The following is a 19,512-nucleotide window of genomic DNA, read 5'->3' on the forward strand; positions in this document are numbered from 1 at the left end:
TGGCCGTCGTTCGAAAGGGGGCGATCCTCCACGCCCTCCGGTTTGTCCCCCTCATGCTTCCACCGTTTCCACGTACTGCGCAGCGCCGGCCGGCGCCTCGGCGGACGCCAGCGGGGCCGAGCCGTCCGGCCCGCCCGCCTTGCGCTGCTCGTGGAACGCGAGAATCTGCAGCTCGATGGACAGATCGACCTTGCGCACGTCCACTCCGTCGGGCACCGACAGCACCACGGGGGCGAAGTTCAGAACGCTCGTCACGCCGGCGGCCACCACGCGGTCGCACACCCCCTGGGCGGCGCCGGCCGGGGTCGCGATCACGGCGATGGACACCCCGTGCCCGGCGATCATGTCCTCCAGGCGGTCGGTGTGCTCCACCGTCATGCCGGAGATCTCCTGGCCGACGATGGACTCGTCGGCGTCGAGCAGGCCCGCCACGCGGAAGCCGCGGGACGCGAAACCGCCGTACCCGGCCAGGGCCCGGCCGAGGTTGCCGACGCCGATGATGGCGACGACCCAGTCCTGGGTGAGGCCGAGCTCGCGGGAGATCTGGTAGACGAGGTACTCCACCTCGTAGCCGACGCCTCGGGTCCCGTAGGAGCCGAGGTGGGACAGGTCCTTGCGGAGCTTGGCCGAGTTGACGCCGGCCGCGGCCGCGAGCTCCTCGGAGGAGACGGTCGCGACGCCGCGCTCCTGGAGCCCGGTGAGGGCCCGCAGGTAGACCGGGAGCCGCGCCACGGTGGCTTCGGGGATGCCGCGGCCCGCGCGGTCGCGGTGGCGGTTCTGTCGAGGTGTCACGGCCTGCTCTTCGGCTCGACGGTGTGTCCCCCAGGCTAAGCCCTTGTGAATACGCGCACAAAGTCGCCCCCCGGTTCGGCGGACCGCCCGCGCTCCGGATGATGCCCCGGAAAGGCGTCCATCAGGGGCTTTTCAGCATACGGGCGAAGCGCTGGGAAGCAGCCGGGTGTGACCAACCGGACATGCCCTGGCAGGCGGCATGGCCGGTGGCGGAGGGACGGTCCGGTGCGGGCGGCTAGCGCAGGTCCGCGATGGCCGCGCGCAGGCGGTCCTCGTCGACGCGCCAGAAGTCGTGCTGGACGCCGTTGATCAGTGTGACGGGGATCTGCTCCCAGTACTGCTCGGTGTCCTGCTCGGACCGCGTGATGTCGCGCTCCTCCCACGGCACGTCGAGGTCGCGGGCGACGCGCTCGATCACCGCGCGGGCGTCCTCGCACAGGTGGCAGCCGGGCTTGCCGAGCAGCGTGATCATGATGTCGGGCGCCATGTCACCTCCCGGGGAACTCCGGCGCCGGGAGCGGCACCTTGGCGGGCCCGAGCTTCAGCTCGATCACGTTCGTGGCGATCACGTGGGTGCGCGACTCGGCCAGGAAGCGCTGCAGGTGCGGCTGGCGGCGGTGCGCGGCGAACGCGGCCTCGTCCCGGAACAGCTGGTAGAAGATCCGCTGCGTGGGGCCGCCGACCACCTCGTGGCAGGCGAAGACCAGCGTCTCGGGCTCGGTCACCAGCGCGGCCTTCACCAGGTCGGCGACGAGCCGGTCGAAGGCGTCCTCACGGCCGTCCAGCAGCGTGTAGACGGTGATCTGGCCGCACGCGTTCGCCAGTTCGCCGCCGAGCGCGCCCGGCTTGGCGAGGCCCGCGAGCGGGGACCGTTCGAGCGGGGCACGGTCGAGCGGGGCACGATCGAGCGGGGAACGATCGAGCGGAGACCGGTCGAGCGGTCCGCCGAGCGGGCCGTCCACCGTCGTGGGCCCGGCCGGGTCGGCCGGCGCGTGGTAGGCGGGCCGCTCCGGAATGCTGGTGTTCTCGGGGTAGCGCAGTTCCTCGGAGGCCGGCTCCGGGAAGCGCAGCTCGCCGCGCCGGGAGTCCGGGGGCGGGGTCGGGGCCGGGACGGGCTCGGCCTTGGCGGCCTGCGCGTAGCCCTGCTCCTCGTACCCCGTCGCGGGCTCGTCCCCGTACTCGTCGTAGCCCTCGCCGTCCTCGTCGTACACGGGGATCGTGCGCATCGAGCCGTACCAGACGAGGCCGGCGGCGGCGCCGAGCGCGATCACCGCGAGCGGGGCGGGCAGGAACCCGCGGGTCCCGCTCACCACCAGGACGCCCGCGAGGGCGACCAGCGCCACCGGGATGAGCAGCTCGGCGGCCTCCTGGTCGCGCTTGCTGGACAGCCACGCGGTCACACCGGTGCACCCCGCCAGCGCGAGCACGGCGACGACGTGCGCGCCGTCGACCAGCAGCAGCGGCAGCGCGTCGTAGGTGGCGCTCGGCTTCGGCAGGCTCTTGCCGAGCGAGCCCTTCAGCGGGTCCAGGATCAGGATCACGATCGCGACGACCGTGTAGGAGATCGTGAACAGCCAGGCGGCGAACCGGACCTGCACGTACCGCGCGATCAGTTCGATCATGCCGAGCGCGAGCCACACCGGCCCGACCAGCGCGGCACCGAGTTCCATGACGCGAAAGAACGCGCCGTTGAAGCCCATCATGAAGCCGAGGCTCATGCACAGCAGCGCGAGCGTGAGTCCGACCTGCGTGAACGACCAGGCGATCAGGTAGAGCAGCCGGTCCTTGTAGGCGCGCTGAACCAGCAACCCGGTGGCCGCCAAGGCACCAAGGGTCGCCAGCAACGCGAGAAGAGCATCGACCATCGCGCACCCATGGTGCCCGATCCGGGGGGTCGACGGGTAACCGCGGTCAGGAAACGCACCATTGCCTCGCGTACCTTTCGGTATCTAAGGTGGCACTTCACGCCGGAGGTCGCGTACGCCCCGAGGAGAACTGCATGAGCAGCTTGACCCTCGATGCCGGGGTAATCCCGCTTCCTCGCCATTCCCGAGGTCCTCTCGCGCGTCCGGCCGACCGCACCGCCGACCAGGCGTCCGAGCGGGCCGAGATGCTCAAGGCGCTGGTGCTGCGGGCGCGGGACGGTGACGCCGAGGCGTTCGGATCCCTCTACGACCACTACGTCGAGCTCGTCTACCGGTACGTCTACTACCGGGTCGGGACGCACCCGCTCGCCGAGGACCTCACCAGCGAGACGTTCCTGCGGGCGCTCCGCCGCATGTGCGACTTCCACTGGCAGGGCAAGGACTTCGGGGCCTGGCTGGTGACGATCGCCCGCAACCTGGTCACCGACCACTTCAAGTCCGGCCGCTACCGGCTGGAGGTCTGCACCGCCGAGCTGATCGAGCCGGACCGCCCGCAGGAGGGGCCGGAGCGGGCCGTCCTGGACGCGATGACCAACCGGACCCTGCTGCGGGCCGTCCGGCGGCTGAACTCCGAGCAGCAGGAATGCGTCGTGCTGCGCTTCCTGCACGGGCTGTCGGTCGCCGAGACCGCGCTGGTCATGGACAAGAAGCCGGGCGCGATCAAGGCGCTGCAGTATCGCGCGGTCCGCTCGCTGGCCCGTATGCTCCCCGACGACCTGCGCGGCTGACCGGGTCACCGCGCCGGCCCGCGGAACCGCGAGGCCTCCGGATAGTTTATTGATGAACTTTCGGGCCGTAACCCGGCCCACCTTCCGATCGTTCAAGCGGGCAGGAGCACGTTGGCGCCACGAGTCCGCAAGGGAGCGGCCAGTGAGAACCCGGTGTTGACGAGGCGAGAGAAGATCGCAGAGCGGGGGAACGCGCTGGCCCGGCTGCGGGAGAGCGCCGCGGGGCCGGACCCGCGCTTCCGCGCCGACCTGCGCGAGCGGCTGATGGCGGCCGCGAGCGACCGGAGTGAGGACTGTCGCAATCACGGCCGCGGGGACGGCCGCGGGGAGGCGGTTGACTAGGCTTCGCCTCATGCGGCGATTCTGGCAGCCCGAGTTCTGGGGCCGCGGCAGGGACGAGGACCACAAGAGCGCGGGTCAGGTGGCCGCCGCCGCGGCGGCGGAGTTCGCCCCGCTCCCGACCCCCGACCCCGCCGCGGCGGCGTTCTTCGACGTCGACAACACGATGATGCGCGGCGCGTCCATCTACTACTTCGCGCGCGGCCTCGCCGCCCGCAAGCTGTTCACCATGCGCGACCTCGCCATGTTCGCCTGGGGGCAGGCCGCGTTCCGGCTGCGCGGCAGCGAGAACTCCGAGCACATCGGCAGCGCCAAGGAGGCCGCGCTCGCGTTCGTCGCCGGGCAGCGGGTCAACGCGATCGTCAAGCTGAGCGAGGAGATCTACGACGAGGTGATGGCCGACCGCATCTGGCACGGCACCCGCACCCTCGCCCTCCAGCACCTCGACTCCGGGCAGCAGGTGTGGCTCGTCACCGCCACGCCCGTCGAGGTCGCCCGGACGATCGCGCACCGGCTCGGCCTCACCGGCGCGCTCGGCACGGTCGCCGAGACCCGCGAGGGCGTCTACACCGGCCGGCTCGTCGGGAACCTGCTGCACGGGCCGGCGAAGGCCGAGGCCGTGCGGGCCCTGGCCCAGCGCGAGGGGCTCGACCTCGCGCGCTGCTCGGCCTACAGCGACTCGATCAACGACCTGCCGATGCTGACGGTCGTCGGCCACCCGCACGCCGTGAACCCGGACGCCGAGCTGCGCGCCCACGCCCGGGACCACGGCTGGCCGATCCACGACTTCCGCACGGGCCGCAAGGTCACGATGGTCGCGCTGCCCGCCGCCGCGGGCGCCGGGGCCATCGCGGGCAGCGTCGCGGCGGGCATCGCCCTCCGCCGCCACTACCGCACGAACTGACCGCCGCCGCTCCGGACCGCCGACCGGAAAACGCGACCTATCGCGTCTTGCCGAACACGTCCTACCCTGTCCCCGTGAGCGTGGAGCTGAGGGTGCTGTCCGGGGTCACCTGCCGTGGGCGGGACGTGACGAGTCCGCGCCTGCGCGGGCTGCTCGCGCTCCTCGCGGGCGAGCCGCGGGCGGGCCTGTCCGTCGTCCGGCTGGTGGAGGGGCTCTGGCCGCAGGAGCGCCCGGAGAACCCGGCCAAGGCGCTCCAGGTCGTCGTGTCCCGGGCGAGGTCGCAGCTGGGCGCGGACGTCGTCGCCAGCACGCCGACCGGGTACCGCATCGGCCTGGACGAGTCCGCGGTGGACGCCTCCGCGGTGCTGCTCGCCGCCTCCGCGAGCGCGCGCCGCTCCCGCGACGGCGACCACGCGGGCGCGCTCTCGCACGCCGAGGCGGGAATGGCGCTCTGGGACGGGCCACCCGAACCGGACGGTGCGGACGATCCGGTGGCCGTCCTGCGCGCGGACCGGATCTCGACCTACTGGACGCTGGCGCGAGCCCGCGCCCTGGCCCTCGCGCGGCTCGGTCGGCACACGGAGGGCTTCGAGGCGCTCGCCCGCGCCGCCCGGGAGTACCGGCGCGACGAGGAGGTGCTCGCGGAACTCCTGCGGTGCGAGGCCGCGACGGCCGGGCCGTCGGCGGCGCTGGCCCGGTACGAGTCCTACCGGCGATCGCTGCGCGACGAGCTGGGCACCGACCCGGGAGGCGCGCTCCAGCGCGTCCAGCGGCAGCTGCTCCAGGACGAGGCGCCCGCCGTCCGGCGCGGCGTGGCGCACGAGCCGAACCCGCTGGTCGGCCGGGCCGGGGACCTCGCCGCCGTCCTCGACCTCGTGCGCGCGTCCCGCGTCACCTCGATCGTCGGGGCGGGCGGGCTGGGCAAGACGCGGCTGGCGAACGCCGCCGCGCGGGAGGCGCCGCAGCGGGCGGTGCACTACGTCCCCCTCGCCGGCATCGCGCGGGACGAGGACGTGGCGGGCGAGGTCGCGTCCGTCCTCGGGGTCGGCGAGTCGCCGCGGGGCCGCGGACGCGCCGCCGGGCCCGCCGACCTCGTCTCGGCGATCGCCGAGGTGCTCGGGACCGGCTCCGTCCTGCTCGTCCTGGACAACTGCGAGCACGTCGTCGAGGGCGCCGCCGCACTCGCCGGCGCGCTGGTGTCGATGACCCGGGACCTGCGGATCCTCACCACGAGCCGCGCGCCGCTCGGGCTGTCGTCGGAGTCGGTGTACCCGCTGCCCGCGCTGGACCCGCCGACGTCGGCCGAGCTGTTCCGCCAGCGGGCGCACGCGGCGCGTCCCGGCGCCGGCGTGCCCTCCGACGCGGTGGCGGAGCTGTGCCGCCACCTGGACGGGCTGCCGCTCGCGATCGAGCTGGCGGCTGCGCGCGTCCGCGTCATGTCCGTGCCCGAGATCGCCCGCGGCCTGGACGACCGGTTCGCCCTGCTGCGGGGGAACGCGCGCGACGCGCCGTCCCGGCACCGGACCATGCGCGCGGTCGTGGACTGGAGCTGGAACCTGCTCTCCCCGTCCGGCCGGGCGGCGATGCGGTCGCTGTCGGTCTTCCCGGCGGGTTTCACCGCGGACTCGGCACGCCACGTCCTGGGCGGCGACGTTCCCGGCGGCGACGCGCTGGAGACTTTGGAGGACCTCGTCGGCCAGTCCCTCCTGGAACCCGCGGAGGGCGGCCCCGGGACCCGCTTCCGGATGCTGGAGAGCGTCCGCGAGTTCAGCGCGGCCCACCGGGAGGCCGAAGGCGAGACGGACCGCGCGGTGGGCGGCCTGCTCGCGTGGGCGCGGGAGTTCGGCGCGGCGCACCACGAGGCGCTGTTCGGCGCCGAGCCGTTCGCACCCGTGGAGCGCGTGCGGATCGAGCAGGACAACCTCCAGCAGGCGCTCCGCCACGGCCTCGCCCGCGGCGACGGCCCGGCCGTCGCGGCGGTGACCGCCGTCCTCGGCGGGGTGTGGGCGCTGGAGGCGGGCTACAGCCGGCTGCTCGTCCTCGCGGAGGAGACCGCCGGGCTCCTGAGCCGCTACCGCCCCGGTCCCGGGGACGTCGAGATCACGCGGGCGGCACTGGCCCTCAGCGTGCTCGCGACGGTCCTGTTCCAGGGGCCGCAGGCGACCCGCGCGCTCGTCGCGCTGCGCCGTCTCCCGCCCGCGCCCGCGGCCGGGCTCGTGCCCTCGATGGCGACGGTGCTGGCGGCCCTGCCCGAGATCCTCGCCCCCGGCGGCTCCGCCCTGGACGAGATGTGCGCCCGGGACGAGCCGCTCACCGCCGCCGTCGCCAACTGCGCCGCCGGATACCTGCGCGAACGCGACGGCGACCTGCCGGGGGCGCTCGCGGCGACCGAGTCGATGATCGGGTTGACCGGTGCGCCGGACATCCCGTGGTGCCGGCTGCTCGTCCACTCGCGCCTCAGCGAACTGCTGATGCAACTCGACCAGGCCGACCGGGCCCTGCACCATCTGCGGATATCGCTCGGCCTGCTGGAGCGGTACGAGTGGCCCGACATGTTCGGGCTGATGTGGGCGCTCGCGTCAGGCCATCTGGCGCTCGGCGAGTACGACGAGGCCGAGCGGTGGCTCGACCGTTCGCTGGTCCACGGGCCCGACGAGTCCTTCGGCACGGCCGCCTTCCACCTCGGGGCGCGCGCGGAGATCGCCCTCGTCCGCGGTGACGCCGACACCGGTCTGCGCCTCTGGCGGGAGGCGGTGCGGCGGCTCGCCGCCGAGGACGGCCCGATGCCGCTCACCGGCCTCGACCCGTGGACGCTGGAGGCCCACTGCGTCACCGCCGTCGCGCACGCCCGGCACGGGCGCGCCGCCCTCGTCGAGGACATCGTCGCCGGCCTCCCCGCCAAGCTGGCGGCGCTGGTCGAAGACCCGCCGTTCCCGATGCCCGCCTTCTACATGGACCTGCCGGTCACCGGCGGGCTGCTGCTCGCGCTCGCCATGGTCGACCTCGCCCGTCCCGGCACCCCGCCGAACGTCCGGACGCGGGCGGCCCGGGCGATCGCACTGGCGCAGCGCCTCCACCACATCCGCTCGTTCAAGGCGACCATGTCCACGGCGGCGATCAGCCGCGCCGCCGAGGACGCCGACGGGCCGGCGTACGCCGACGCGGTGTCGGAGTACGCCGGCCTGGGCCGCGCGGAGCTGCGGGCCGCCGCCCGCGGGCTCGCGCGCGAGTTCGGGCGGGGCTAGCGGGGCGCCTTCCGGTTGAACAGCACCTTGGAGTACACGTAGCCGGCGACGGCGAGGCCGACGCACCAGGCGACGGACAGCGCCGCGTCCCGCCCGCTCGGCGTGCCGGTCAGCAGCCCCCGCAGCGTCTCGATCATCGGGGTGAACGGCTGGTACTCGGCGAACCACCGGACCCCGGCCGGCATCTGCTCCGGCGGGACGATCGTGCTGCCGACGAACGGCAGGAACTGAATGATCATCGGCGTGTTGCTCGCACCCTCCGGGTTCTTGGCCAGCAGCCCGAGCATGACGGCGAGCCAGGTCAGTGCGAACGTGAGCAGCACCAGCAGGCCGGCGGCCGCGAGCCAGTCCGCCGCGCCGCCGCTCGGCCGGAAGCCCATCGCGACCGCGACGGCGACGACGGCGGCCGTGCTCAGCAGCGTCTGGATCATGCTGCCCGCGACGTGCCCGGTGAGCAGCGACGACCGGGAGATCGCCATCGTCCGGAACCGGTCGACGATGCCCTCGGTCATGTCCACGCAGACCGAGACCGACGTCGCCATGCAGCCGGACGCGACGGCCATCAGGATGATCCCCGGCGCCACGTACTGGATGTAGTCGCCCTTGGCCGCGCCGCCGACGCCGTCGCCGAGCGCGTTGCCGAACACGCCGACGAACAGCAGCATGATCAGGATCGGCGTCATCATCCCGGCCATCGTCAGGGACGGGTAGCGCAGCGCGTGCCGCAGGTTGCGGCGCAGCATCGTCGCGGAGTCGGCCGCCGCGTGCGGAAGCGCGGTCATCGCGAGGTCACCTTCTCGGGAGTCGTGCCGGTGAGGGCGAGGAAGACGTCGTCCAGATCGGGGGTGTGCACGGACAGCTCGCCGACCTCGACCGACGCCGCCTCCAGCCGTCCGAGCAGCGCCCGCAGGGAGGCGACGCCGCCGTCCCCGGGCACCTGGAGGGCGAGCGCGTCGTCGTCCCGCGTCACCGAGCCGAGGGTGCGCGCCGCCGCGTCGAGCGACGCCAGGTCGGCGAACCGCAGCCGGACGTGCCCGCCCGGGACGAGCCGCTTCAGCTCGTCCGAGGTCCCCTCGGCGACCAGCCGGCCGCCGTCCAGCACCGCGATCCGGTCGGCGAGATGGTCGGCCTCCTCCAGGTACTGCGTCGTCAGGAAGATCGTCACACCGCCCCTGACCAGCCCGCGGATGATCTCCCACATGGTCCGGCGGCCGCGCGGGTCGAGCCCGGTCGTCGGCTCGTCCAGAAAGATGATCTGCGGGCCGCCGATCAGCGTCATCGCGATGTCGAGCCGCCGCCGCATCCCGCCCGAGTAGGCGGCCGCCTTCCTGCCCGCCGCCTCCACCAGGTCGAACCGCTCCAGCATCGCGTCGGCGGCCCTCCGCCCGGCGGCCTTGCCGAGCCGGTGCAGGTCCGCCATCAGGATCAGGTTCTCCCGTCCCGTCAGCAGCCCGTCCACCGCCGAGTACTGACCGGTCACCCCGATCGCCCGGCGCACCCCGTCGGGGTCCCTGCGCAGGTCCCGCCCCGCGACGCTGACCTCGCCGCCGTCCGCGCGGATCAGCGTGGACAGGATGCGCACCGCCGTCGTCTTCCCCGCCCCGTTGGGCCCGAGCAGCGAGAAGACGGTCCCGCGCGGCACCTCGAAGTCGATCCCGTCGAGGACCGTCTTGTCCCCGAACGCCTTCCGCAGCCCGGACACCTGGATGGCCGTCTGCCGTGCCTCGATGTTCATGCCCCGAAGCGTGCGCGCCCCCGCCTTCAGGCCGCTTTCACCCCGGCTTCAGCCCGCCTGGCCGCCTGAAGGTCACCAGGTCAGGGGCAGTGTGTCCAGTCCCAGAACGAGGCTCGCGTGCTCCAGGGGCGCGGTGCCGGGGGCGATGCGGTAGTCCGGTATGCGGGCGTGCCATTCGCGCAGCGCGATCTGGAGTTCGAGCCGGGCCAGGTGCGCGCCGAGGCAGCGGTGCGGTCCCGCGCCGAAGGCCAGGTGGCGGGCCGGCGGGCGGTCGATGTCGACGGTGGAGGCGGCGGGCACGGCCCGGGGGTCGCGGGTCGCCATGGCGGTCGGGAGCATGACCATCTCCCCCGCCTTCATCGGGCAGCCGCGCAGCTCGACGTCGCGGGTGAGCCGGCGCGCGGGCAGGACGGGCGCGTAGACGCGGAGGAACTCCTCGATCGCGTCCGGGACGGCGTCGGGGTCGCGGACGAGGCGGGCGCGGTCGGCGCCCTCCCTCGCCAGGTGCCAGAACGTGTAGGACAGCTGGGCGGCGACGGTGTCGAGGCCGGCGAGGAAGAGCAGGATGCACAGCTGGAGCAGTTCGTCGTCGGTGACGGGCCGCCCGTCGACGGCGAACCTGGTCGCGGCGCTGACCAGGTCTTCGCGCGGGCGTGCGCGGCGGTCCCGGATGAGCTCGGTGAGGCAGGCCGTCAGCGCCGCCATGGCCTCGGCCCGTCCGCCGGTGGAGGGCCGCGAGTGCAGGATGGCGCGCTCCCACCCCAGGAACTCCTCCAGCCTCCCGGTGGGCAGGCCGACCAGTTCCAGGAAGATGGCGGTGGGGTAGAGGCGGGCGAAGTCGGCGACGAAGTCGCACGAGCCGCGGGACGCGAGACCGTCGATCAGGGCGGCGCAGTGCCGGGTGATCCGGTCCCGGAGCACGGCGGCGGCCACGGGGGTGAAGAACGGCCGGAGTAACCGCCGCCACGTGGTGTGCAGCGGCGGGTCCAGCATGACCGGGATCCACTGGTGCGCCGGGTCGGGGTCGATGACGGCGATCGCGCGGCTGGAGAACGTCCCCGGGTCCTGGAAGGCGGCGAGGATGTCGTCGTACCGCGTCAGCACCCAGAAACCGGGCCCCGCGGTACTGCGGAAAGCCGGATGCGCCTCGCGCAGCTCGTCCATCCGCGCATGGGCCGTCCCGGCGGGCCGCGGTCCGGCGAACGGATCGAAGCCCACCTGCGGGCCGGCTGACTCGCTGCGTTCCGTCCCGTCCTGCACCGCGGCCTCCCCGCAGAGGGTGTGTTCCGTTGGCCAGGATGACACGAGTCGGCCGGAACGGCCCGCCCTCAGGCGGGGGGCAGTTCGGAGGCGAGGAGGGCGCGGACGCGGGACCAGGAGTCTTCCGCGGCCGACTTGTCGTAGGGCCCGCGGTCGGGGAGGAAGAACGCGTGCTCGGCCCCCGGGTAGTAGCTCAACTCGATGATCTCATGTCGGCGGTCCGGTCCCGCGGCGCCGGACGGATGAGGGTGGTGGCGAGGAAGAGGGCCAGGAGCGCGGCTATCAGGAGGAGGGTTCCCGGGATGCCGATCGCGGGGGCGGCCAAGGTCGCGAGGAGGACCAGGACGGCCGTGGCGAACAGGACCCCCGGATGCGCGTTCATGCGCCGCATCGGGGCGTGCAGCACCCACAGCATGACCAGGACGACGGCGACGGGCACGGTGACGGAGGCGGCCACCAGCCGCGCGTCCGCCTCGATGTGATGGCCCGAGGAGGCCACCGCCGTCTCCAGTCCGGCGCCGATGGCGGCGAGCGCGGCGAAGACGAAGTAGTGGCCGTACCCCCACAGGAAGGACCGGTCGCGGCGCCGTTCCAGGCCCTCGCCCGCGGGCTCGGAGAAGTAGGTCCACCAGAGCGCGAACAGGATGGCGAGCCCGGCGAGGGCGATCGTGACCAGCGCGCCGCCGCCCCCGTGCTCCACGGCGTCCTGCGCCGCGTTCGTGGAGGCGAGCACGCTCTCCCCCAGCAGGATGATCGTGAACAGCCCGTACCGTTCGGCGATGTGGTGCGGGTGCCAGGTCGTCATGCGGGGCCGCTCGGCGATCGGCGGCACGGACAGGTCGAGCGCCGCGCAGACGAAGAACACCCACATCGGGCCCTGGTCCGGCAGGGCGAGCCGCGCCAGCCAGAACACCTGGACGACCGACAGGCCGATCGCGTACCGCAGGGCCGTGGCGCGGCCCTCGGGATGCGCGGCGGCCGCGCGCAGCCAGAGGGCGACCAGGCCGGCGCGCATGACGAGGTAGCCGATCGTCACGGTGGTGAAGTCGCCGTCGAACGCGTCGGGCACCCCGGCCGCGAGGACGAGGACGCCCGCCATCTGCACGAACGTCATGAGCCGGTACGGGACGTCGTCGGTGTCGTAGGCGGAGGCGAACCACGTGAAGTTCATCCACGCCCACCAGATCGCGAAGAACGTCATGAGGAACGGCGCGAGCGAGTCCCCCACGTGGCCGCTCTCGGTGGCGTGGGCGAGCCGCCCGGCGACCTGGGACACCGCGGCGACGAACGTCAGGTCGAACAGCAGCTCCAGGGGGCTGGAGACGCGGTGGGGTTCGCCCAGGTCGCGAGCGACCATGCGGCTTCGCAGCGGCGGCATGGCGCTCACTCTAGGGCCGCGCGCGGGCGGTCAGAGAAAGGCGGGACCCCGGCGCAGCAGCGTCTCGTAGAGCATGTGCTGGACGTTCTCGCGCACGTGGTCGGTGATCTCGAAGACCGTCATGGGGTCGTCGGCGGCGTCCGCGTCGTAGCCGTCCAGCGTCATCGGCTCGCCGAACCGGATCACCCACTTGGACGGGAGCGGGACGAGCCCGGCGGGGCCGAGCAGCGGGAAGGTCGGCGTGACCGGGAAGTAGGGGAGGCCGAGGAGGCGGGCCAGCGGGCGCAGCTCGGCGATCTTGGGGTAGATCTCCTCGGCGCCGACGATGGCGCACGGCACGATCGGGACGCCGGCGCGCAGCGCGGTGCCGACGAAGCCGCCGCGGCCGAACCGCTGGAGCTTGTAGCGCTCGGAGAAGGGCTTGCCGACGCCCTTGAAGCCCTCGGGGAAGACGCCGACCAGCTCGCCCTTGCCGAGCAGGCGGGCGGCGTCGGCCTGGCAGGCGAGCGTGTGGCCGGCCTTGCGGGACAGGTGCCCGAGCAGGGGGATCTGGTAGACGAGGTCGGCGCCGAGCAGGCGGACCTGCCGGTCGGCGTGGTCGTGCAGGGCGACCGACAGCATGAGCGCGTCGAGGGGGACGGTGCCGGAGTGGTTGGCGACGAGGAGGGCACCGCCCTCGGGGATGTTGTCCAGGCCGTCGATCTCGACGCGGAACCAGTGCTCGTAGAGGGCGCGGGCCAGCGGCAGCAGGACGGTGGAGTTGAACTCGGGGTCGAAGCCGAACTCGTCGACCTCGTACTCGCCCGTCAGCCGTCGCCGCAGGAACGCCAGGCCGGACGCCAGCGACCGTTCGAACCGGCCTCGCTCGGGCGGCCGGTCGTCGCCGGGCGGATCCCCGCCCGGGGCGTCCTCGCGGACCGCGGCGAGCCGGATGACCTGAGCGCCCTCGTCGTCACCGGGGGGCGCGTCGTTCATCATCTCGGCTCTCCTCTCAGGCGGGTCCAAGCGGCTCAGGCCCGTCCCAGCAGGGCCGTCAGGCCGCTGCGGACGAAGCCCCGGGCGGCGGCGAAGTCGCTGAAGGCGGCCTCGGAGCTGTACTTCGGGTGCCACGCCAGCTCGCGTTGCAGCGCGCTGGTGTCGAGGACCCGGCCGTAGGTCAGCCAGCGCAGCAGTTCCGGCGAGAACCCCGACAGCCCCGCGAAGCGGCGCCCCATGTCGCCGAGGACCGAGATGGACGGCGACGGGACGGGCAGGTAGGGCCGCCCGGCGCGGCGCAGGGCCTGCGACAGCAGGAGGACGCCGTCCCCGGCGACGTTGTAGCAGCCGGGGTGGTCCTCGACCGTCATGCGGCGCAGCACCTCGACGCCGTCGTCCTCGTGGACGAACTGCAGCCGCGGGTCGAACCCGAGCACGGTCGGGACGACCGGCAGGCGCAGGTACCGGGTGAGAGGCGAGTCGACGCCCGGGCCGAGGAAGTTCGCGAACCGCAGCACCGACACCGCCAGGTCGGAGCGGCGCCGCATCAGCCCGCGGACGTAGCCCTCCACCTCGACGGCGTCCTTGGCGTAGCCGGACCTGGGCGCCTCGACGGGCTCGTCGCGCTCGGTGAACACGGCCGGGTCCATCGGGGAGGAGCCGTACACGGCGGCCGACGACCGGACGACCAGCTTGCGCATGTCGGGCGAGCGCTGGCAGGCCGCGAGCAGCTGCATCGTCCCGATGACGTTCAGCTCCTTGACCTTCGCCCGCGGAACCGACGAGGACGTCACCAGGTTCAGGTGCACCACCGTGTCCACCGACGCCGACGCGATGATCTTCGCGATGCCGGGCGTACGGATGTCGACCCGGACGAACTCGGTGCGGCCGAGCGACTCGGCCGGCGGCACCGTGTCCACCCCGATGACACGCTCGATGCCCGGGTCGGCTTGCAGGGTGTTCGCGACCCGCGCCCCCAGGAAACGGGAGACGCCCGTGACGAGGACGACACGGGCCGCGGCGGCGGGCATGGACGACACTGGGCCCTACCCCTTCACGGCTGGACGGCCGGTGTGGTCGCTACTTCTTGTTGCGGCGCTGGATGCGCGTCTTCTTCAGAAGCTTGCGGTGCTTCTTCTTGGCCATCCTCTTGCGGCGCTTCTTGATGACAGAGCCCACGGAACCTCGCTCGGAGTCTCGGGTGATGTGCAGGAGACGGGCGTGCCGCTGGAGAGCGGGTCTCGGTAAGCGCGCACGGTCCGAGGCCCCAGGGTACCGCTGCGCGGGTGGAGATCACGCCGCGGCCTGCCCCGCGGCCCCGGGACGACCGGCACGGACGGCGGCCGGCACCGCGCGTCGCACGGCGCCGGGCACCGTCCTTCCCGGGCGGGCGTGGCCGCCGGCCATCGCCCGTCCGTTCGGTGTCCGGACCGTTCTGCCGGTCCTCGTCCTGCTTCCCCAGCTTCGGGACGGTCCCTCGGGACCCTCCCGACGCCCCCTGCACGGCCGGGTACTGAGTTCGCGGCGAGGTCATGCCCCGCCCCTACCCGTTATCCGGCTTCGATGTACGCGTCGCGCAGGTAATCGTGGACGGCCTGCTCGGGAACCCGGAACGAGCGGCCCACGCGGATCGCGGGCAGCTCGCCCGAGTGGACGAGGCGGTAGACGGTCATCTTGGACACCCGCATCACCGCCGCCACTTCGGCGACGGTCAGGAACCTGACCTCGCTCAGAGGTCGCTCGCCTGAGGTCATCGGACGCCCTCTTCCACACGTGCCGCGCACCGGCCCTTCGGGTGACTTTGATCACGCACGTGTACTTCCTCCAGCGTAAATCGCGTACCGGCAGTCGCAAGAGGGGAGTTCCGCACATTTCCGTATCCGACCTGACCGCAGGGATACAGTGCTGATGCCCTACCGAAAGTAGACACGGCGGTACCGCACGTGGCGTGACGAACACTTGTTAACCGAAACCACGAAATGACCTGCGGTTCCGCAGCGTCAGACGCCTCTCGGCACGCTCATGCGCCTCGTTACGGCAGCCCTGTCACAGGGCGTGACAGGCGGGAAGCCGCCACCCAGGCGTCCCCCCGGAGCAGTCCTCCGGATCGGCGCCTCAGCCGGACGGCCGCAACCCCGCGTGATCGAGGATGTAGGCGGTCAGCGGCTCGTAGTGGTACGCGGGGACGCCGTCGTCGAGCGGGACGACCACATCGATCTTGCCTTCGGCGGCCCCGGCGAACAGCGCCGGGTCGTTACAGTCCGCGAACCCCACGGTGTCGATGCCCGCCTGTCCGGCCGCTCCGGCCCAGCCGTGGTCGCCTATGGCCAGATCCGGCCAGATATCTGGTTTAGCTTCCGCATCTTCCTCGGACCCGCTAACGGCCAGCTCCCTGAGCATGGCCTCCATCGGGCGCGAGTCATGCGTGTGGTGCGTGCGGAGGTCCTCGCCCTCCAGCATCGCGACGCCGGGGGCGGCGTAGACGATGCGGCGCAGCTCCGAGCCGCCGTACCCGGCGTCGATCTCGTAGGTCCAGCCGGCCGCGGGCGTCAGCACCCGGCAGCCCGCCTCCTCCAGCGCCAGCGCGACCGCCTGGTACAGCGGCGTCAGCGTGGACGGATGCCCGGTCGCGAGGACCACGCACTCCTTGCGCCGGGCCGCGAGGCCGATGCGCTCCCCCATCGCCTCCAGCGTGTCGAGCGTGATCTCGGGATCGATGGTGTCGTCCCCGTACAGATGCATCGGATCGGGATGGACGCCGCACCGCTCGACCATCATCTCCAGCACCGACCGCTCCGACCACGACGGCTTCAGCTCCAGGCCGAACTGGTAGTGCGGATCGCCGTTGGCCATCCGCCGGTAGTGCAGCAGGTTGTTCTGGCGGGGCGTGGCCACGTCGCCGGCGATCATCGTCCGGACGAGGTGGGCACGCAGATCGTTCCTGGTGGGCACGGGGCCTCCGGACGCGGGGGTCGTCTGGTTCATGGGCGAAGGCCCCCTGAGGGCTTCACTCGTCGGTCATCGGGTCGAGGCCGTGCTCGGGGAAGACCGCGCGGCGCGTCGCCAGCACCGCCTGGTCGACGGGGCTGCCCGGGTCGTAGCCGTCCCCCCACCTGCTGATCTCCACCGTCTCCGTCCCGTCCGTCATGCGGCGCGGGGCGATCTCCTCGGTCCGCCGCCGGACGAACTCGCGCCAGTCGTCCGGGGTCGCGGTGCCCGGCGGGACGGGGCCGCCCGCCGCCTCGGCGAGCAGGTGCGTCCACGCCCGCGGGACGACCTGGACCAGCTCGTAACCGCCGCCGCCGGTGAGCACCCACCGGCCGCCGGCCGTCTCGTGCGCCAGCCGGTGCAGCATCGAGTACGCCGTCCGCTGCCCGTCCACGCTGAGGATCAGGTGGGCGAGCGGGTCGAGCGCGTGGCCGTCGGCGCCCTGCTGGGTGACGAGGACGTCCGGGCGGAACCGGCGCAGCAGCGGCGGGACGACCGCGTCGAACGCGCGCAGCCACGGCCGGTCGCCGGTGCCGGGCGGCAGCGAGATGTTGACCGAGGTGCCGTCCGCACCGGTCTCGTCGGGGAACCCGGTGCCGGGGAACAGCGTCCGCGGCGACTCGTGCAGGCTGATCGTCAGCACGCGCGGGTCGTCGTAGAAGGCGGCCTGGACGCCGTCGCCGTGGTGGACGTCGATGTCGACGTAGGCGACGCGCTCGGCGCCGTTCTCCAGCAGCCACGCGATCGCGACGGCCGGGTCGTTGTAGACGCAGAACCCGCTGGCGGCGTCGCTCAGCGCGTGGTGCAGGCCTCCGGCGATGTTCGCGGCGTGCTCGGCGCGGCCCGTCCACACCGCCTCGGCGGCGGCCACCGACGCACCCGTGACCAGGGCGGACGCCTCGTGCATGCCGAGGAACACCGGGTTGTCGGGGGTGCCGAGGCCGTGCCCGGGCTCCGGCAGTCCGGTGGCGCCGGAGTGCTTGACCGCCGCGATGTAGGACTCCTCGTGGACGAGCCGGAGCAGCTTGTCGTCCGCGGCCTCGAACGCCGAGACCCGCACGTTCGGGCGGTCCAGGACGCCGAGCCCGCGGGCGAGCGCCATCGTCAGCTCGACCCGCACGGGGTTCAGGGGGTGGCCGGGACCGAAGTCGTAGGAGATGAGCCGCTCGTCCCAGAAGATCTCCAACCCGCAGTTCTCGGGACCGGCGGACGAATCGGGACTGCTCATGACCTCACGGTATCGCGCGGGACATGTGACCTGGCCCACAGCCGCCGCCCCCTGGACGGGGCGCGGGACCCGGCCGGAGACCGCCGTCCGCAACACACCTGTGACGTGAGTTACATGCCGGAAACGGGCATACCCACATCAGGCAGATATCTCCTACGGGAGGGTCAATGGACGAAGGCCCCAGCGTTCGCAGCCGCGCGATCAGCAGCGCGCTCCGTCTGGGCGTCCGTCCGTTCCTGCACTACCTCCCCGGCCACGCGACCAGCATCCGCACCGCGCGCTCGACGGTGGACGCCGCGTCCCTGCTGCTGCGGCACAGCCCCCACGTGCGGGTCGAGTCGCTGAACGACCCGGCGCCCGGGGCGGACGGCGGCCTCCCGGTCAGGGGCGAGTGGATCGTTCCGCGCGACGCCGCGCAGGAGAACCCGCCCGGCGCCGTCCTCTACCTGCACGGCGGCGGCTACGTCGTCTGCTCGCCGCGCACCCACCGCCCCATCACCTCGCGGCTCGCGCTCGACACGGGGCTGCCCATCCTCGCCCCGCGGTACCGGCTCGCGCCCGAGCACCCGTTCCCGGCGCCGCTGGAGGACGCCGTCGCCGCCTACCGCTGGCTGCTCGCGCGGGGCGTGCCGGCGTCCGGCATCGTCCTCGCGGGCGACTCGGCGGGCGGGCACCTGTCCGCCGCGCTGACCGGCGAACTGTGCCGCCAGGGCCTGCCGGGCCCCGCCGGGCTCATGCTGTTCTCCCCGTGGGTCGACCTGACCTGCGAGCTGTCCATGGGGGCGCAGAGCCGCGCCCGCGACCCCTACATCAGCGCGTCGTCGGCGCGCCGGGTCGCCCGCCTCGTCGTGGGGCCGACCGGGTTCGAGGACCCGCGGCTGGCCCTGCTCACGTGCGCCTGGAACGACATGCCGCCCGTCCTCATCCAGGTGGGCGGCGCCGAGGTGCTGCGCACCGAGGCCGAGGCCTTCGCCGACGCCCTGCGCCGGGCCGGGGCCCACTGCGACCTGCAGATCTGGAAGGGGCAGATGCACGTCTTCCAGATCCTGAACCGCGTCCTCCCGGAGGCGAGCGCCGCCATGCGCGACGCCGCCCACTTCGTGCGGACCGTCACGAGCGGCACGGGCAAGCACCCGAGGGCGAGGAGGCGCTCCAAGGCCGCCTAGGCCCGGCGGTCCGGGCGTCTTGCCAGGAGCCCGGCCAGCAGGGCGGCCGCGTGGTCGGCCATGAAGCGCGGGACCCGTGCCCTGAGCAGCGCCTTGTGCAGGACGGACGCCGGAAGGGGCTTCTCGCTCGGACGTTCGCGCCGTTCTTCCATCCGGGCCCCCAGACTTCAAGATCAATTCGATGGTAGCCGGGCGGGACCGGCCATGCCGCCGAATTCATGATCTTTTCCTACGCCCCGCACGGACCTCGTCACGCTCGGTCCGCATCGCGCGGCGTCACTCCGCGGCCCTTCGCTCCGCCCGCCCTTCCGCTTCCCTGGTGCCGGGGGGACCAGGGATGAGCGCAGCCGGCGGCGATCAGGCCGCTCGTGGCTCCGGGGTCAGAAGCGGCCGGCGGGTTCGGGGGCGGGGAGCCCGTCGTCCGCGCGGCGGCCGCGTCCGGCGGCGAAGACGCCGACCAGCGCTGCCAGCGCCGCGCCGCCCTCGCCGGCGAGGCTGATCGTCTTTTCGAGGTACCAGACGGGTTCGTGCATGTCGGGCAGCGGGCCGAGCGCGCCCACGTCGACGTAGTAGTAGAGCACGACGGCGCCCGCCGCGCTCGCCGCGACGACGAAGGCGAGCGCGTACGCCCAGCGGGTCGCGTAGGTGAGGACGATCACCGCGACCACCCCGGCGACCGCGGCCTGGACGCGGAACAGCAGGTCTCCGTCGATGGAGCCGCCCTGCACGAAGGCCATGTCGGGCGCGAACTTCCAGTGCACGATCGCGTCGGCCGCCAGCCCGGCGGCGACGATCAGGCGGAGTATGAGTCCCATACCTCTTACACGGACGCGGCTTCGGCTCGGCTCA

Annotated in this window: 21 protein-coding genes; 5 read left to right on the forward strand and 16 right to left on the reverse strand. The window is 73.1% G+C overall.

The genetic code is table 11. The features are described from left to right. Positions 1 to 51: 51 nt before the first annotated feature. From CHC11_RS31690 to CHC11_RS31700, 3 genes are all read right to left on the reverse strand, one after another. Positions 52 to 792, reverse strand: coding sequence for a redox-sensing transcriptional repressor Rex (locus CHC11_RS31690; protein ID WP_089315527.1), 741 nt, complete (start codon positions 790 to 792; stop codon positions 52 to 54). Positions 793 to 1,027: 235 nt separating this feature from the next. Beyond that, positions 1,028 to 1,279, reverse strand: coding sequence for a glutaredoxin family protein (locus CHC11_RS31695; RefSeq protein ID WP_089315528.1), 252 nt, complete (start codon positions 1,277 to 1,279; stop codon positions 1,028 to 1,030). Position 1,280: 1 nt separating this feature from the next. Then, positions 1,281 to 2,657, reverse strand: coding sequence for a putative quinol monooxygenase (locus CHC11_RS31700; RefSeq protein WP_089315529.1), 1,377 nt, complete (start codon positions 2,655 to 2,657; stop codon positions 1,281 to 1,283). 134 nt (positions 2,658 to 2,791) lie between these two features. Here CHC11_RS31700 and CHC11_RS31705 point away from each other — a divergent pair, with 134 nt between their 5' ends. The 4 genes from CHC11_RS31705 (at position 2,792) to CHC11_RS31720 (ending at position 7,933) form a co-directional block, all read left to right on the forward strand. After that, on the forward strand, positions 2,792 to 3,445 hold the full coding sequence (locus CHC11_RS31705) for a sigma-70 family RNA polymerase sigma factor (RefSeq protein ID WP_089315530.1): 654 nt from the start codon (positions 2,792 to 2,794) through the stop codon (positions 3,443 to 3,445). A gap of 153 nt (positions 3,446 to 3,598) precedes the next feature. Continuing rightward, entirely contained in the window at positions 3,599 to 3,787 is a 189-nt protein-coding gene (locus CHC11_RS31710; protein WP_089315531.1) for a hypothetical protein, read from the forward strand. A 10-nt stretch (positions 3,788 to 3,797) separates the two neighbouring features. After that, positions 3,798 to 4,688: an HAD family hydrolase gene (locus tag CHC11_RS31715; protein ID WP_089315532.1), complete on the forward strand. Its 891-nt coding sequence runs from the start codon at positions 3,798 to 3,800 to the stop codon at positions 4,686 to 4,688. A gap of 74 nt (positions 4,689 to 4,762) precedes the next feature. Further along, positions 4,763 to 7,933 (forward strand): ATP-binding protein, encoded by a 3,171-nt coding sequence (locus tag CHC11_RS31720; protein WP_089315533.1) that lies wholly within the window; start codon positions 4,763 to 4,765, stop codon positions 7,931 to 7,933. Here CHC11_RS31720 and CHC11_RS31725 read toward each other — a convergent pair. The 11 genes from CHC11_RS31725 to CHC11_RS31775 form a co-directional block, all read right to left on the reverse strand. Next, entirely contained in the window at positions 7,930 to 8,715 is a 786-nt protein-coding gene (locus CHC11_RS31725; RefSeq protein WP_089315534.1) for an ABC transporter permease, read from the reverse strand. The genes CHC11_RS31720 and CHC11_RS31725 overlap by 4 nt on opposite strands. Beyond that, positions 8,712 to 9,668 (reverse strand): ATP-binding cassette domain-containing protein, encoded by a 957-nt coding sequence (locus CHC11_RS31730; RefSeq protein WP_089315535.1) that lies wholly within the window; start codon positions 9,666 to 9,668, stop codon positions 8,712 to 8,714. Before CHC11_RS31730 ends, CHC11_RS31725 begins: the two co-directional genes overlap by 4 nt. A gap of 72 nt (positions 9,669 to 9,740) precedes the next feature. Next, positions 9,741 to 10,928: a cytochrome P450 gene (locus CHC11_RS31735; protein ID WP_245920003.1), complete on the reverse strand. Its 1,188-nt coding sequence runs from the start codon at positions 10,926 to 10,928 to the stop codon at positions 9,741 to 9,743. 68 nt (positions 10,929 to 10,996) lie between these two features. Further along, a complete protein-coding gene (locus tag CHC11_RS41730) occupies positions 10,997 to 11,125 on the reverse strand; it encodes a dienelactone hydrolase family protein (protein ID WP_179279102.1) in 129 nt (42 codons plus the stop codon). Continuing rightward, positions 11,122 to 12,306 (reverse strand): low temperature requirement protein A, encoded by a 1,185-nt coding sequence (locus CHC11_RS31745; RefSeq protein ID WP_218826326.1) that lies wholly within the window; start codon positions 12,304 to 12,306, stop codon positions 11,122 to 11,124. Before CHC11_RS31745 ends, CHC11_RS41730 begins: the two co-directional genes overlap by 4 nt. A gap of 30 nt (positions 12,307 to 12,336) precedes the next feature. Continuing rightward, positions 12,337 to 13,284, reverse strand: coding sequence for a lysophospholipid acyltransferase family protein (locus tag CHC11_RS31750; protein ID WP_218826327.1), 948 nt, complete (start codon positions 13,282 to 13,284; stop codon positions 12,337 to 12,339). Between the two features lie 32 nt (positions 13,285 to 13,316). Beyond that, positions 13,317 to 14,312, reverse strand: coding sequence for an NAD-dependent epimerase/dehydratase family protein (locus tag CHC11_RS31755; protein ID WP_089315538.1), 996 nt, complete (start codon positions 14,310 to 14,312; stop codon positions 13,317 to 13,319). A 49-nt stretch (positions 14,313 to 14,361) separates the two neighbouring features. Then, a complete protein-coding gene (locus tag CHC11_RS31760; RefSeq protein ID WP_018654693.1) occupies positions 14,362 to 14,460 on the reverse strand; it encodes a 30S ribosomal protein bS22 in 99 nt (32 codons plus the stop codon). Between the two features lie 371 nt (positions 14,461 to 14,831). Then, positions 14,832 to 15,035 carry a helix-turn-helix domain-containing protein gene (locus CHC11_RS31765; RefSeq protein WP_021591693.1) on the reverse strand — a complete coding sequence of 68 codons (204 nt, stop codon included), beginning with the start codon at positions 15,033 to 15,035 and terminating at the stop codon, positions 14,832 to 14,834. A gap of 361 nt (positions 15,036 to 15,396) precedes the next feature. Further along, positions 15,397 to 16,266, reverse strand: a complete 870-nt coding sequence (locus CHC11_RS31770; RefSeq protein WP_089315539.1) for a phosphatase — start codon at positions 16,264 to 16,266, stop codon at positions 15,397 to 15,399. 22 nt (positions 16,267 to 16,288) lie between these two features. Further along, positions 16,289 to 17,497, reverse strand: coding sequence for an acetoin utilization protein AcuC (locus CHC11_RS31775; protein ID WP_089315540.1), 1,209 nt, complete (start codon positions 17,495 to 17,497; stop codon positions 16,289 to 16,291). Between the two features lie 167 nt (positions 17,498 to 17,664). Here CHC11_RS31775 and CHC11_RS31780 point away from each other — a divergent pair, with 167 nt between their 5' ends. Continuing rightward, the gene (locus CHC11_RS31780; RefSeq protein WP_089315541.1) at positions 17,665 to 18,663 is read left to right on the forward strand and encodes an alpha/beta hydrolase; all 999 of its coding nucleotides are present in this window, start codon (positions 17,665 to 17,667) and stop codon (positions 18,661 to 18,663) included. Here the strand turns inward: CHC11_RS31780 and CHC11_RS41735 are convergent. Both CHC11_RS41735 and CHC11_RS31785 read right to left on the reverse strand, forming a co-directional pair. After that, positions 18,660 to 18,815 (reverse strand): hypothetical protein, encoded by a 156-nt coding sequence (locus CHC11_RS41735; RefSeq protein ID WP_179279103.1) that lies wholly within the window; start codon positions 18,813 to 18,815, stop codon positions 18,660 to 18,662. The two genes, CHC11_RS31780 and CHC11_RS41735, sit on opposite strands and share 4 nt — an antisense overlap. A gap of 228 nt (positions 18,816 to 19,043) precedes the next feature. Next, positions 19,044 to 19,478: a hypothetical protein gene (locus tag CHC11_RS31785; protein ID WP_089315542.1), complete on the reverse strand. Its 435-nt coding sequence runs from the start codon at positions 19,476 to 19,478 to the stop codon at positions 19,044 to 19,046. Positions 19,479 to 19,512: the final 34 nt, after the last annotated feature.

Origin of the sequence: Actinomadura mexicana, assembly GCF_900188105.1 — a bacterium.
GTDB lineage: Bacteria > Actinomycetota > Actinomycetes > Streptosporangiales > Streptosporangiaceae > Spirillospora > Spirillospora mexicana.

What these genes read in the sequence shown, in the direction of transcription:
- CHC11_RS31695 (WP_089315528.1), bottom strand. Translation starts at nt 1,279, where the DNA reads ATGGCGCCCGACATCATGATCACGCTGCTCGGCAAGCCCGGCTGCCAC.
- CHC11_RS31700 (WP_089315529.1), bottom strand. Translation starts at nt 2,657, where the DNA reads ATGGTCGATGCTCTTCTCGCGTTGCTGGCGACCCTTGGTGCCTTGGCG.
- CHC11_RS31705 (WP_089315530.1), top strand. Translation starts at nt 2,792, where the DNA reads ATGAGCAGCTTGACCCTCGATGCCGGGGTAATCCCGCTTCCTCGCCAT.
- CHC11_RS31715 (WP_089315532.1), top strand. Translation starts at nt 3,798, where the DNA reads ATGCGGCGATTCTGGCAGCCCGAGTTCTGGGGCCGCGGCAGGGACGAG.
- CHC11_RS31725 (WP_089315534.1), bottom strand. Translation starts at nt 8,715, where the DNA reads ATGACCGCGCTTCCGCACGCGGCGGCCGACTCCGCGACGATGCTGCGC.
- CHC11_RS31730 (WP_089315535.1), bottom strand. Translation starts at nt 9,668, where the DNA reads ATGAACATCGAGGCACGGCAGACGGCCATCCAGGTGTCCGGGCTGCGG.
- CHC11_RS31745 (WP_218826326.1), bottom strand. Translation starts at nt 12,306, where the DNA reads ATGCCGCCGCTGCGAAGCCGCATGGTCGCTCGCGACCTGGGCGAACCC.
- CHC11_RS31750 (WP_218826327.1), bottom strand. Translation starts at nt 13,284, where the DNA reads ATGATGAACGACGCGCCCCCCGGTGACGACGAGGGCGCTCAGGTCATC.
- CHC11_RS31755 (WP_089315538.1), bottom strand. Translation starts at nt 14,312, where the DNA reads ATGCCCGCCGCCGCGGCCCGTGTCGTCCTCGTCACGGGCGTCTCCCGT.
- CHC11_RS31765 (WP_021591693.1), bottom strand. Translation starts at nt 15,035, where the DNA reads ATGACCTCAGGCGAGCGACCTCTGAGCGAGGTCAGGTTCCTGACCGTC.
- CHC11_RS31770 (WP_089315539.1), bottom strand. Translation starts at nt 16,266, where the DNA reads ATGAACCAGACGACCCCCGCGTCCGGAGGCCCCGTGCCCACCAGGAAC.
- CHC11_RS31775 (WP_089315540.1), bottom strand. Translation starts at nt 17,497, where the DNA reads ATGAGCAGTCCCGATTCGTCCGCCGGTCCCGAGAACTGCGGGTTGGAG.
- CHC11_RS31780 (WP_089315541.1), top strand. Translation starts at nt 17,665, where the DNA reads ATGGACGAAGGCCCCAGCGTTCGCAGCCGCGCGATCAGCAGCGCGCTC.
- CHC11_RS41735 (WP_179279103.1), bottom strand. Translation starts at nt 18,815, where the DNA reads ATGGAAGAACGGCGCGAACGTCCGAGCGAGAAGCCCCTTCCGGCGTCC.
- CHC11_RS31785 (WP_089315542.1), bottom strand. Translation starts at nt 19,478, where the DNA reads ATGGGACTCATACTCCGCCTGATCGTCGCCGCCGGGCTGGCGGCCGAC.